General features: G+C 51.9%; 12 protein-coding genes. 5 read left to right on the top strand and 7 right to left on the bottom strand.

What is annotated here, in order from left to right:
* The first annotated feature begins 45 nt into the window (after nt 1–45).
* From H6F86_RS28600 to H6F86_RS28585, 4 genes are all read left to right on the top strand, one after another.
* Nucleotides 46–1,209 (top strand): GuaB3 family IMP dehydrogenase-related protein, encoded by a 1,164-nt coding sequence (locus H6F86_RS28600; RefSeq protein WP_190454008.1) that lies wholly within the window; start codon nt 46–48, stop codon nt 1,207–1,209.
* 168 nt (nt 1,210–1,377) lie between these two features.
* The gene (locus tag H6F86_RS28595; RefSeq protein WP_190454005.1) at nt 1,378–1,758 is read left to right on the top strand and encodes a translation initiation factor; all 381 of its coding nucleotides are present in this window, start codon (nt 1,378–1,380) and stop codon (nt 1,756–1,758) included.
* A gap of 420 nt (nt 1,759–2,178) precedes the next feature.
* Nucleotides 2,179–4,293 (top strand): serine/threonine phosphatase, encoded by a 2,115-nt coding sequence (locus H6F86_RS28590; RefSeq protein ID WP_190454002.1) that lies wholly within the window; start codon nt 2,179–2,181, stop codon nt 4,291–4,293.
* Between the two features lie 69 nt (nt 4,294–4,362).
* Nucleotides 4,363–5,673, top strand: coding sequence for a protein kinase (locus tag H6F86_RS28585; RefSeq protein ID WP_190453999.1), 1,311 nt, complete (start codon nt 4,363–4,365; stop codon nt 5,671–5,673).
* A 213-nt stretch (nt 5,674–5,886) separates the two neighbouring features.
* Here the strand turns inward: H6F86_RS28585 and H6F86_RS28580 are convergent, their stop codons facing one another.
* On the bottom strand, nt 5,887–6,108 hold the full coding sequence (locus H6F86_RS28580) for a DUF4327 family protein (RefSeq protein ID WP_190454416.1): 222 nt from the start codon (nt 6,106–6,108) through the stop codon (nt 5,887–5,889).
* 286 nt (nt 6,109–6,394) lie between these two features.
* Nucleotides 6,395–6,982: a GNAT family N-acetyltransferase gene (locus H6F86_RS28575; protein ID WP_347241285.1), complete on the bottom strand. Its 588-nt coding sequence runs from the start codon at nt 6,980–6,982 to the stop codon at nt 6,395–6,397.
* Nucleotides 6,983–7,081: 99 nt separating this feature from the next.
* Between H6F86_RS28575 and dprA the strand changes: the two genes are divergently transcribed.
* Nucleotides 7,082–8,212, top strand: coding sequence for a DNA-processing protein DprA (gene dprA, locus H6F86_RS28570; RefSeq protein ID WP_190453996.1), 1,131 nt, complete (start codon nt 7,082–7,084; stop codon nt 8,210–8,212).
* Between the two features lie 84 nt (nt 8,213–8,296).
* On the opposite strand, the gene H6F86_RS28565 is transcribed toward dprA, so the two are convergent.
* The 5 genes from H6F86_RS28565 to H6F86_RS28545 form a co-directional block, all read right to left on the bottom strand.
* A complete protein-coding gene (locus tag H6F86_RS28565; protein WP_199305545.1) occupies nt 8,297–9,340 on the bottom strand; it encodes a sll0787 family AIR synthase-like protein in 1,044 nt (347 codons plus the stop codon).
* Nucleotides 9,337–9,942: an MSMEG_0567/Sll0786 family nitrogen starvation N-acetyltransferase gene (locus tag H6F86_RS28560; RefSeq protein WP_190453992.1), complete on the bottom strand. Its 606-nt coding sequence runs from the start codon at nt 9,940–9,942 to the stop codon at nt 9,337–9,339. The genes H6F86_RS28565 and H6F86_RS28560 overlap by 4 nt, the downstream gene beginning before the upstream one ends.
* Nucleotides 9,943–10,016: 74 nt before the next feature.
* Entirely contained in the window at nt 10,017–11,114 is a 1,098-nt protein-coding gene (locus H6F86_RS28555; RefSeq protein WP_190453989.1) for an MSMEG_0568 family radical SAM protein, read from the bottom strand.
* 104 nt (nt 11,115–11,218) lie between these two features.
* A complete protein-coding gene (locus H6F86_RS28550; protein WP_190453986.1) occupies nt 11,219–12,229 on the bottom strand; it encodes a Nit6803 family nitrilase in 1,011 nt (336 codons plus the stop codon).
* Between the two features lie 93 nt (nt 12,230–12,322).
* On the bottom strand, nt 12,323–12,805 hold the full coding sequence (locus H6F86_RS28545) for an MSMEG_0572/Sll0783 family nitrogen starvation response protein (protein WP_190453983.1): 483 nt from the start codon (nt 12,803–12,805) through the stop codon (nt 12,323–12,325).
* Between the last annotated feature and the right edge of the window lie 53 nt (nt 12,806–12,858).

The following is a 12,858-nucleotide window of genomic DNA, read 5'->3' as shown; positions in this document are numbered from 1 at the left end:
CCGCGTCGTGATTTGATACCCTAACTAAAAGACGTGGGAAGAACGGTGGACATTCAAATTGGTAGGGGCAAAACCGCCCGACGGGCATATGGTATTGATGAGATTGCGCTTGTGCCTGGGCAGCGGACTCTTGATCCAAAGTTGGCAGATACACGCTGGCAGCTTGGCGGCATTGAGCGTGAGATTCCCATCATTGCAAGCGCGATGGATGGTGTGGTTGATGTTGGCATGGCGGTGCGCTTGTCTCAGTTAGGGGCGCTGGGCGTGCTGAATCTAGAGGGTATCCAAACTCGGTATGCAGACCCCAATCCAGTGCTCGATCGCATTGCGTCCGTAGGCAAAAGCGAGTTTGTCACGCTGATGCAAGAACTCTATGCAGAACCAATCAAGCCAGAGCTGATTGAGCAACGGATTCACGAAATCAAGCAGCAGGGTGGGGTTGCAGCCGTCAGTGCAACGCCGATCGGTGCGACGAAGTATGGTGCAGCAGTTGCCAAAGCTGGCGCTGATTTGTTTTTCATACAGGCAACAGTTGTGTCTACGGCTCACTTAGCTCCAGAGTCGGTCGTGCCGCTCGATCTGGCTCACTTTTGCCAGGAAATGCCGATTCCGGTGATTTTGGGCAACTGCGTGACCTATGAAGTGGCACTCAATCTCATGAAGGCTGGTGCGGCTGGTGTTCTTGTTGGCATTGGTCCTGGAGCAGCCTGTACCTCACGGGGTGTGCTGGGTGTAGGGGTGCCGCAAGTAACGGCGATCGCAGACTGTGCTGCAGCTCGCGATGAGTATTTTCAAGAAACGGGCAACTACGTCCCTGTCATTGCCGATGGTGGCTTGATCACAGGCGGTGACATCTGCAAGTGCATTGCTTGCGGTGCAGATGGTGTGATGATTGGTTCTCCCTTTGCCAAAGCCAAAGAAGCACCGGGACGTGGGTATCACTGGGGCATGGCAACGCCGAGTCCAATCTTGCCCCGTGGCACTCGGATTCGCGTTGATACCACTGGTACATTAGAGCAAATTCTTCGTGGTCCCGCTCAGCTAGATGATGGTACGCACAACTTGCTGGGCGCACTGCAAACTAGCATGGGGACTCTGGGGGCAAAGAATATCAAAGAAATGCAGCAAGTTGAAATTGTCATTGCTCCCTCTTTGTTGACAGAAGGAAAGGTCTACCAGAAAGCGCAACAGTTGGGAATGGGTAAATAGAAGCCAGGTGTGAAGCAGCTTCTGTTGGTATTGCTGCATCAAGGAATGATTGCTCTCATCCTTTGATGCAGCAGACCTCCTTTAGGTGCTGAAGGAAGCATTGCGTCAGCCCAAACCTTACCGTTATAAAGTACTCACTTACACATGAAAGGCTAAAGGAATGGCTCTATGTCCTCCAAACAAAAGCCCGCTAAAGCGAATGTTGCCAGTGCAAGACCGCTCGATCGCGGGCGGGTTGTGTACTCGGAATTTGGCAATGCGGACAATACGGATGCGCTTAAACGAGCCGTTCCCGACCTACCACCCAATCAGCAAAGCTTGAGAGTAGAGGCATCGCGCGCTGGACGAAAAGGTAAAACAGTGACGATCATTCGTGGCTTTCAAGCAAGCCAAGAGACGCTAACAGACCTACTCAAAACGCTCAAAGCACATTGCGGTGCCGGCGGTACGCTGAAAGAGAATGAACTTGAGCTTCAGGGCGATCACAAGCAAAAAATCGTTGAGTTTCTGTTGAAGCTGGGCTACAAGGCAAAAGGCAGCGGTGGTTAGGCCAGCAGCGCATTCGGATTCTCCAGAACCAGGAGCAAGTGCCTGAGAATGAGCGAAGTATATGTGAAACTCTCCCCTGCTATATAGGGTTTTACGCTATTAAACAAGGTGCAGATTATTGCTGCAAAAGTTGTCTGTCTTGACCTTGTGAACCGCAGTCGCTTGAGACGTATAGTCTTACCCGCCATGATGGATCTGTGAATCCCTAGCTTGTGGGTGCTGAGTAGCAAACATTCGGATAAGCTGTACACAGCAGGGACGTTTTTAGGAATGCTGCTTCAATAGGCTACAGTTCTGTCAGTTAAAACTCGATCGTCCTTGTCGCAGTGTCTTGATTCAGCACCAGTGCTTGGCGCTGATGCGTTTCTGTCGCTGAAGCCCCACCCTGAGCCTCCCAGACGGGAATTTAGGAAGCCCACCATGCTTGTCTGCCCTCAATGCCAGTTTGAAAATCCCAACACCAACAAGTTTTGTCAGGAGTGCGGCACCTCACTCACTCAAAATACTTGCCCTGAATGCAATAGCCTGGTTCCTTTTGACAGCGTAGAGTGCCAGGAGTGTGGCGCGATCGCGGGCGTAATCTGGTGGGCGCTGGTAGTTGGTGATCATCAACTTTCTGAGGTCTCCCTGTCAGCTAACACGACTGCAACCGTAGAGGAGTCAGTATCAGTCGGTGGCACTCGTACAGCGGTCTACCTTGATCGCCATCAGCGCTATCAACTGTTGGAGGTTTTACACTCGCCAGAGCCAGATGCAGCTAACCAGCAAGCCGCAAATGAAAGGCATGTACTGGTTTTAGACTGTCAGCCACTTCAAATGTCACTTTTAGAAGCACTTGCAAAGCAAGCATCAGAAGCATCAACAGGTTTATCTAGTAGCGATCCGCTGTTGGCTACGGCAGAGGCGGGTGAAGCAGCGCCGTCCGAAGCTAATCGCGGGCAGTCGGTGCAATCAATGGCAGTACCGTCGATCGCCCAGCCTTATCTGGCTTTGGGCAGCAAATTTCATCAAGCGTTGCCCGTTATTCATGATGCATGGCAGCAAGAGGGGCAGCAAATCCTTGTGTTGGAAGATCGATCGTCCCTACCACGGCTGATTGACTTGTGGCTGGATCTGGATCTCGCGCTACCGGCTCTCCAACTGTTGCATTGGCTCTATGAAATGGCAGAGTTGTGGAGCGCACTAGAAACATGGCACGCCTGCCAGAGTTTGTTAGAAATTAACAATCTGCGGGTCGATGAAGACCAGGCGGTTTGCTTGCAACGTCTGTATGCTGACCCAGTAGAGGCTCCGCTGACCTTGCAAGATCTAGGGCAACTGTGGCAAACTTTGTTCGCTCAGTCACAGCGCACTCAAATTGGTGCCATTTATGTACTGCTAGCAGATATAGAGGCTGGCAAATTGACGACGATCGCCGACTTGCGATCGCGCATTGAGGAAGTCGCCCACGAACTTCAGGCAAACCAACCCGAAACCGAGATGATGTCCGATTCTGAACGCTTTGAGTTGACTGATACGTCTGCTGATAATCCAGCGATCGCAGCCGACTTGTCCTCTGCCTCTCCTCCTGCTGACGTGAGTGCATCTACAGCCTCAACCCGTTTAGAAATCCCACTGACCGAGCTGCCAGCGTCAGATGACGATCGTGATAGCGATGACTTGCCCACGGTTGTCTTGCCGATGCAACTGTTTAACCTAGAGGATGCAGGACGCACCGATATTGGGCGGCAACGGGATCATAATGAGGACTACTTTGGCATCGAAACTCAGGCAACCAAGCTAGAAAGCCCGTCTGGTAAAACGGTTCATGCCCGTAACCTTTACATTCTGTGCGATGGCATGGGCGGGCACGCAGGTGGAGAAGTTGCTAGCGCTCTCGCGGTCGATACGCTGCGGCGCTACTTCAAAGAGAAGTGGCAGAGTGCGCCCTTCTCGGTTGATGGTGCTAATACTTTGCCGGGACCTGATGTGCTGATTGAAGCTGTGCAGCTTGCCAACAAAGCAATCTACGATGTGAACCAGCAAAATGCCCGTTCTGGCAGTGGGCGTATGGGCACTACGCTGGTTGTGGTGCTCATTCAAGACACAGAAGCGGCTGTAGCTCATGTAGGCGATAGCCGTCTCTATCGCTACACTCGCAAGCGGGGACTGGAGCAAATCACGATCGATCATGAAGTGGGTCAACGGGAAATTCAGCGAGGTGTTGATCCCGACATTGCCTATGCTCGACCTGATGCCTATCAGTTGACCCAGGCTTTAGGACCTCGCGACGAACACTTTGTTAAGCCCGATATTCAGTATGTTGAGCTAAACGAAGATACGTTGCTGCTCCTGTGTTCCGACGGGCTGACCGATAACGACTTGCTAGAGACCCACTGGCGTACCCATGTCGAACCTATGCTTAGTTCGCAAGCCAACTTGGAGCAGGGTGTCTGTCAATTGGTCGAGCTTGCCAATCAATTAAACGGGCATGACAATATTACGGCGATCGCCATCCGTGCTAAAGTGCGCCCTAACCTCGATCACCTGCGGTAAACCTTGTGCGTGCTAAGTTTTTGAGTTGTTTCTCGTCACCTATAATTCATCACTGCAACTCAAACGCCAATGGTCATCCTGACCCTCCTCCATCCGCAAGACAAAACTCCCTTAAAGCAATGGTGCTTCAAAAGTGAAACGCTGATTCGGATTGGTCGCGCTCCCGACAATCACGTCATACTGGACGATCTACTGGTTTCCCGTCATCATCTAGACCTACGGCAGGTTGACGATAGCCGACAAGGGAATGCTGCCACACCGATAGAACAGCGCTGCTGGCATTTAGAGAACCATAGCGCTAACGGCACGTTTGTCAATGGTGCTGTGATGTCTCAAGGACTAATTGCTGAGACTGCGTTGCTGCAACTGGCGCAGGATGGACCGTTGCTGAAACTACAAATTCTGGCAGCGGGTACTGTATCAGCTCAGCAGCTAGAGAGCACTAAAACGCCCCAACTGCCAATCTTGCCAAGTGTATTGCCATTAACCAGAGCATTGCCGCAGCGCCCCTGCACCCATAACGATAATCCGAGCGATACGCTGTTTTGCATTCACTGTGGGCTGCCAGTCAAAGTCGAGAAAACGATTCGCCAGTATCAGGTTCTGCGCGTGTTGGGTCGGGGCGGTATGGGTACAACCTATTTGGTGTGGCACCCAAGCCCTGCGGTGCTACCGTCCGGGAGACCACAAGAGGCGCTACGAGTGCTCAAGGAAATGAATGCTGACATGGCTCGCATTCCCAAAGCACGGGAGTTGTTTGAGCGGGAGGCAAGCACCCTTCAAACACTTGATCATCCAGGTATTCCCAAATTTTACGATTTTTTTGTTGAAGCAGGCAGAAAGTACCTAGTGATGGCGTTGCTGCATGGTCAAGATCTAGAAAATCGCATTCGCAAGCAAGGTGCTGTTTCAGCACAACAGGCGATCGATTGGATGATGCAAACCTGTGACGTACTGGACTACCTCCACCACCATCGCACGCCCATCATTCACCGTGATATTAAGCCCGGCAATCTACTAGTGCAAACAACGAGCAATCGCATCGCCGTGCTGGACTTTGGAGCCGTCAAAGCAGTCGGGATGCCTTCTAGCACACGCATTGGTGCTGAAGGCTATGCTGCTCCCGAACAGGCTCAAGGTCGCCCTATTACCCAGTCTGACCTGTACGCGATCGGACCCAGCCTGATCTTTCTCATCACAGGCGAAAACCCCAGCCGTCTTTACAAAAAATCTAGCCAGGGCTACCGCTTTCTGCTGGACGGCTACCCGGCGATTACGCCGCCTCTACGTTATGTAATTGAGCGCGTCACTGCCTTACGTGCTAGCGATCGCTACAGCACTGCAAGAGAGTTAGCGCAGGCGTTGTCACGCTGCCTTTAAAAAGGCTGGGGGCTAAAGGCTTATTTCAGCATGATGTATGAGCGTAGAAGTAATTGAGCAGTAACGAAGCAGCAAATATAGCCGTCGAAGAGAACGTTAAGACAGACATAAACCTTGAAACGTCCTTCAAGCAAGGGCTTCTATTTATCCTTCATCCTTTTGCTGTAGCTTCTCACATCACCATTTCATCCTTCTACCGTTTGCTTTCTGCTACTAGTCTTCTTCTTCCCAGCTTTCCACCGCTAGCAAGTCGCTAACAGGATCTTGCATGGTGAATTCAAACGAAAGCAGTTCTTGCTTCCAATAAGACCAGTCATCGCCATAGAGCAAGGCAATTTTCCAAATGCTATCTGTTGGTTTTAGCAGCTTGCCTTCGACGAGCGATCGCACTTGACGCTGCAATTTAACCATTGGGTGAGCAACCTGCTGGTTCATAACGTTCTGGGTCATGTCCTTAAATTGTGTAAAGCTTAAGTTGTGTAAATACTGCGTTTGATGCTTCCCAAAGTGGCTTTCGGCAACGTGTAGATGAATGCTATCAGGGGGAAGCAGCCTTTCCAGCCATTGATACTAGCATACTCTAATACGATGATCAGCGTTTCCTCAAATAGTCATTGAAAGAGGTCGTATTACCGAACCTCAACCGTCCCTATAGCACGCCTGCAACTGCTGATTCCTTCACCTATGGTTTAGCAATGAGTTTGGCATCAGCGGCGAAGCGTCAGACTTCAGGCTGGCTCAACCGCTTTTTCATCTTGATGTGGGGAATGTCCGCTTCAATAAAAATGCTCCCTTCTGGCTCGAAGCCAAGCTGTTGGTAGAAGCCCTGTACAGCTGTCTGCGCGTGGATATGGGCTTCCGCCATTTTTGCCTGAGTAAGCAATGCCAGCGCTTCGACCATTATGCCTTTGCCAATACCTAACCCTCGTGCTGCTTTCAACACAGCAACCCGTTCAATTTTGGCAGTTTGGGCATCAAGCGTACGAATTCTTGCTGTGCCGATCGGCTCACCATCTAACAATGCCAGCAGGTGTGCGGCAGCTTCGTCCTTACCGTCAAATTCTAAATCAGCCGCAACTCCCTGCTCACTCTGAAAAACAAGCGATCGAATCTGCTGGATTGCGGGGAAGTCGCTCGAGAAGTTTGCAACTTTGATCACCAAATTGTTCATAATGACTGCTACCAGCGATCGCCGTTGCTCCTTAACGTGAGCAGGCGTGGAAAAGTATTGGAAACGTATAGCGCGAGTATAGCGGCTAGGCAATCGTGCCGTCTCTACAGCAGCGGCTAAGCGATCATCATCAATCACTGGGAATACTGGCAGCAGACTTCTATCGCTTTAGGGGCTAATAGGGTTTAGTAGTTGCAGCCTACACTTCCATCAGGGGCATCACATGAGGAGAGAACATTGGTAGAAGAACGTGCCTTTTGGCTTGCCTGGTCACAGATGAATGGCGTTGGTCCAGTTCTGCTCAGGCGATTGCAGAAGCACTTTGGTTCCTTAACAACGGCATGGGAAGCAGACGCGACTGCACTGATCGAGGTTGAAGGGGTTGGGTTTCAGACCGCAGAGACGCTCGTGGCAGACCGCAAGGAACTCGATCCGGTGGCGCTGCTTAACCAGCATGAACGCGAGAACCCCAACTTTTGGACACCTGCGGATGCTAATTATCCCCGCCTGTTACTAGAAGCGCCTGACCCGCCTGCGCTACTGTACTATCGCGGTAAGGTGGAACTGCTAGAGAATCAGGGCACAACACCGATGGTAGCGATCGTTGGCACCCGCGATCCTTCTGACTACGGTAGACGCTGGACTCGTCGTCTCACTACAACACTGGCACAAAGCGGCTTCACTGTTGTCTCCGGTCTGGCAGAAGGCATTGATACAGAAGTGCATCGAAGCTGTATTAGCTTGCATGGACGTACTCTAGCGGTGCTAGGTACTGGGGTTGATGTCGTCTACCCCTGGTCAAACCGTGATTTGCACCAGGAGGTAATGCAGCACGGGTTGCTGCTGAGCGAATATCCAGCAGGGACACAGCCCGATCGCACCCACTTTCCGCGCCGCAACCGCATTATTGCAGGACTCAGCCGCGCCACGATTGTTATGGAAGCGCCGTTGCGATCGGGTGCCTTGATTACGGCACACGTTGCCAATGATTATGGGCGCGATGTCTATGTGCTGCCTGGTAGCCTGGATAACCCCAAGGCGACCGGTTGTCTTCACCTCCTTAACAAAGGTGCTCAGGTCATTCTCAGCGAAGCACACATGCTCGAAATGCTGGGCACTCTACCACCACTCGTACCGCCTACAACAGCCCATCAAACCGCTATTCCCTTAGATCTGGCACCTGACCTCGAAAAAGTCCTGCAAATCCTCACTAACTTTCCGCAAGACGGTGGCATTGACGCTTTGCCGTTCGATTTGATTGTGCAGCAGTCAGCTCTCCAGGCAGGTTCTGTCTCTAGTGCGTTGCTTCAGCTTGAACTCATGGGCTTAGTTTCGCAACAGCCTGGAATGCGCTATCAGCGCCAGTAATTGATGGCTCATGCCGATTTAAGCCATGAACATTGCAGCGAGCGACATTTTAGCAACTTAAGGAGAGACAACGCTCCAACAGTTCTAGGTAGGCGAAAACCCTGTGAGGGCTTGTGTAGCAAGATCCCAAAAGACGGCTGATTGGTCTCGTGCTTTAAGTACAAGCTGCGGCCTTGACTGGACTTCACCGATCGCCTCGCACACTAAATGACGCTTATGGAACTGCGATCGCACTGCATCGACTTTATCTGGGCGGACGCTCAGTAAGAAGCCATAGCTAGGAAAGCACAGCAGCCATTGTTCTAGCATCAATTCTGGTGGGCAAGGAATAGCATCGAGATCCAACACTGCACCACACTTTGAGGTTTCTAGCAGCATCAGCAAGGAGCCTACAATACCGCCCATGCTGACATCTTTACCTGCCTTACAAAATCCTGTTTCTGCCAGGTGCGGCAAGATGGCTAAATCGTCACGCAATTGGATGGGATCTGTTGTTGTGGCGGCATTCCAAAAGGGATGCTTGGGATGGGGCGTACCGCGAAAGTCGGTTGCTAATAACAGTCGATCGCCTGGTTGTGCGTCAAAGCTGGTGATGAGTTGGTTTGCTCGTCCTAGAATGGCAACTGAGAGAGCATTGTAAGGGCTATGACCGTTCGTATGCCCACCGACGATCGGCACGCTGTATGCTGCTGCTGCTGCGCGCATACCGTCTAAAAGCGGTTCACTAATAGCTGTTGTCTGGCTCCAAATCGTGTCAACTACCGCAACCGGACGACCACCCATTGCGTAAATGTCACTGACGTTAACCATCACGGCGCACCAGCCTGCAAACCAGGGTTCTGTGTCTACCAGTAGCGGCAGCATACCCTCTGCAGCTAAGAGCAAATAGCCAGAGCCATCAGGGATGGCAGCGCAGTCATCGCCAAGGAGCGTCAGCGGTACAGAGTGCGGAGTACAGGGTGCGGCGTTGCTGTTGCCTGCTAGCGGCTGACTGCTGGCTGCTGACTGCTGACCGCTAAAGCCCTTAACTCTGTCTTCTCCCAACCGTCGCGCCACTGTTTGAATGTCCTGCTTATGCAAGATGCCCAGTGACTGCTGTAAGTGTGTAACGAGGTCTGCCAGTATCAAGAGGCTTCCCTGGTAAAACTAGAGAGGGCTGGACGCTGTTCGGTGCTGGGGGGATAGTAGTTCAAGTCGGCTTCCATTAAATGATGCGGCAGCCCATGAATGGTTAGTTCTTCGAGGGAGTGCCAGTGCTGTCGCTGAAAGAATCGGACGTTTTGAAGCTGCACTGTGGCAAGAAAGCGATCGCAACCCCACGTATTTGCAGTTGTCACAGCTTTGTAGATTAATCCCTTACCAATCCGAGCAGCACGACGATGCGCCTCATGGACACCAAGCCTGCCGCCGTACCATAAGCCCGGTTCTGGCTCATAAATTCTTACAACACCCAGCACAGGCGTATTCTGTGTGGGGTAAGCATGATGTGTTGAGAGTACAGGATGATGTGTGAGCGGCAAAACAAGCTGACCGACACTTCTGCGCCTCTGCCTCTCTGCAGTTTCGGCTGCCAGCGCAATAATCGGGTACGCGATCGCATCCATCGCATCCACATCACAGCCTTGAAACAACTGCTGCTCATCCACAAAAATCGAGTGCCGTAAGGCGAAATAACCGCTTACTTCGGACGGTGCTGTTGCCAGTTTGAAGCAGTAAGAAGGCGTAGACATAAGAAGAGGGGGTAGAAGTTTTAAGTTTTGAGTTTTGAATAGCTTGCGTCTCTACTCTGTACTGCTTCCCTTCTCTAACAACCAACAACTTCTTCAAATGTTGAAAGAGCAGAACAGGCACCGCACTTAGCACAGCCTGCTTTAATGTCATTAGAAGACAGACCCGCGCGTGCAAGCATTGCACCCACCTGCCGATAGAGGGGCAGCATAAAGGCGCTAGTCGGTGGCGCATGAGTTGCCAACGGGGTGCCACTGATGGGTACAAACGGCACAACAAAGGGATAAACCCCGAGCGCCACCAAGCGCTCACAAGCTGCCAGTAGCGTGGGCAAATCGTCACCCAGCCCTGCCAGCAGATAGGTGCTGACTTGTCCCCAACCAAAGACCTTAACGGCAGCAGCAAAGGCTTCGTAGTAATACGCTACGGGCACCGTTGCTTTTCCAGGCATGATTCGGGCACGCACCTGTGGATCAACAGCTTCTAAATGCATGCCCAGCGTGTCAACGCCAGCAGACTTTAGTCGTTCAAACCAGATGAAGTCGTCCGGTGGTTCGCACTGTGCCTGTATTGGCAAATCAACTCGGCGCTTAATCGCTCGGGCGCACTCGGTTAAATAGGCGGCACCCCGATCACTCGTGTTTGGCGTGCCGCTTGTCATGACCATGTGTTTTACTCCGTCCAGCCGCACTGCTGCTTCTGCCACTTCTGCTAGCTGGGCAGGTGTTTTACGGGCGATCGTCCGACCTGCCTCTAAGGACTGTCCGATCGCGCAAAATTGACAGGAGGTTGCTGCATCGCTATAGCGCATACAGGTTTGCAGCACTGTGGTTGCCAGCACGTCATGGCTATGCAGCAACGCAATTTTCCAGTAAGGAACGCCATCCGCTGTCATCAGGTTGTAAAACTTTGGCGCTTGCGGAAAGGTGACCGGTGCCACCGCTTCATCATGACAATGCAGCATGACCGCTTCTGTAGCTGCATCAAGGGTTGCTGTATAGGGCGATCGTGCTGCCGTACCCGTATAGACCGGCACCATAACTGTTGTCCCTTCAACCGTAACGGCTTTATGATCCGACGGTCCTGCGCCACCCTTGCGTCCAGCCGCGCCAGTTTCTTCTACTAACCTCAACCCATTTGTCTGGAGGTCTGTAATTAACTGCTGTTTGTTCATTGGTCAGGGAGTAGAGAGTAAGAGGGAAAGACTAAAGGCTAAAAAGCTGACCGCTGACCGCTGTAGCTTGCTTCTCCGAAGGAGTTAGCTGACCGCTAAACCACTTATGGTTCCAGCGTGAGAAATTCAGGTTGGGGGATGTTGAGAGGAGGTGTTGCCGCTGACTGTTGGGTGCTCTCATTCTGTAAACTACTCATGACTGCCCACTGACTCGGATTCAGCCGCAGTTGCAGTAGGTCAGGGCGTGCGTAATGACCGACGCAATCCATCATGCGCTTACGTTTTGTGATGAGCGAAAAGTCTAAATCGGCGATCGCCATCCCCTCGCCCTCGGTAATCGGCGGGCAAAGATGTGTACCTTCTGGACTAATAATTGCTGTATGACAGCCGCCGCTCAGCACTTTTTGTAGCGTCTCATCAGCAGTGATCTGCCCCACTTGCTCTGGTGATAGCCAGCCCGTCGCATTAACGACAAAACAGCCCGCCTCCAGTGCATGATGGCGGATCGTCACTTCAATCTGGTCAGCAAAAATTTGACCCACCATCGAGCCGGGGAACTGGGCACAATGAATCTGCTCATGCTGCGCCATGAGGGCAAACCGAGCCAACGGGTTGTAGTGTTCCCAACATGCCAAAGCACCCACTTTGCCCACGGCTGTATCTTGAACGGTTAAACCTGCGCCGTCACCCTGTCCCCAAACCATGCGTTCATGGTACGTGGGGGTGATTTTGCGCCGCTTTAGCAGCAGCGAACCATCGGCATCAAAAATGAGTTGCGTGTTGTATATAGAGCCGCGATCGCGCTCATTGACCCCCAAAACAACGACGATTTCGTAGGAACGGGCTGCACGGCTCACCGCATCCGTCACAGCACCTGGAATTTCGACGGCTTCTTCATACAGCCGCATATGCTCCTTGCCCATTAGCACGGGGGGCTGGACGAAGGAGAAGTAGGGGTAGTACGGCACAAACGTTTCAGGGAAAACGACTAACTGTGCGCCTTCCTTAGCAGCGCTGGCGATCGCCTGCAACACTTTTTCCGTTGTTCCATCGCGGCTAAATAGCACCGGACTGATCTGTACTGCCGCCGCTCTCACCATGCGGGAATAATCCACAGCGCCTCCTAACAAGTTAATCGTTCTAAGTTTTGAGTTCTCAGTTGAGCTTTTTGTCCAACTCAAAACTCAAAACTCATTACTTAAAACTTCCTAAACTGTCCATGTGTCGAGAATAAAGGCATTATCCTTACGGTGCAGCAAGATTATGTCCAGTACATCTAGGGGGCTAATGGGGCGGATGCCGGGAATCAGAGAAGGCTCGCCATGACCATACAGCGCTTGGAGAGCAAAACGGCAAGCATAAACCTTGCCGCCTTCCGTCATAAATTTGCTGAGTTGATCGTTGAAGTTCTGGTGCCCCGGAAACGCTGCATCACCAATTTTTGGGAAGCCGCGCTGCACGCCCAGCGTCACACCAGGACCATAAAGCAAAACAGAGGTTTCAAAACCTTTCCGTAACAGGCGTAGGGCTTGCAGGAGGTTGACTAACCCGATCGACCCTTCAAAGGCAACTGTGTGAAACGTCACCAGCGCTTTTTCGCCTGGATCGGCTTTGACATCTTCAAAAACTTTCTCTTCGTAATCAACGAAGAAATCGCCAACTTGATGGGCAGGGGTCGTTACTTCTGGCATGGTTTTGTCCTCAGTAAAAAGTTAATAGGTGGTAGCTCTAAGTGCCAGCTACG

Origin of the sequence: Phormidium sp. FACHB-592, assembly GCF_014695795.1 — a bacterium.
Lineage (GTDB): Bacteria > Cyanobacteriota > Cyanobacteriia > Leptolyngbyales > Leptolyngbyaceae > Stenomitos.
This window is presented reverse-complemented; position numbering and strand designations above follow the sequence as displayed.

Coding starts and splice junctions, on each gene's coding strand:
- H6F86_RS28595 (WP_190454005.1), top strand. CDS start 1,378: ATGTCCTCCAAACAAAAGCCCGCTAAAGCGAATGTTGCCAGTGCAAGA.
- H6F86_RS28590 (WP_190454002.1), top strand. CDS start 2,179: ATGCTTGTCTGCCCTCAATGCCAGTTTGAAAATCCCAACACCAACAAG.
- H6F86_RS28585 (WP_190453999.1), top strand. CDS start 4,363: ATGGTCATCCTGACCCTCCTCCATCCGCAAGACAAAACTCCCTTAAAG.
- H6F86_RS28580 (WP_190454416.1), bottom strand. CDS start 6,108: ATGAACCAGCAGGTTGCTCACCCAATGGTTAAATTGCAGCGTCAAGTG.
- H6F86_RS28560 (WP_190453992.1), bottom strand. CDS start 9,942: ATGTCTACGCCTTCTTACTGCTTCAAACTGGCAACAGCACCGTCCGAA.
- H6F86_RS28555 (WP_190453989.1), bottom strand. CDS start 11,114: ATGAACAAACAGCAGTTAATTACAGACCTCCAGACAAATGGGTTGAGG.
- H6F86_RS28545 (WP_190453983.1), bottom strand. CDS start 12,805: ATGCCAGAAGTAACGACCCCTGCCCATCAAGTTGGCGATTTCTTCGTT.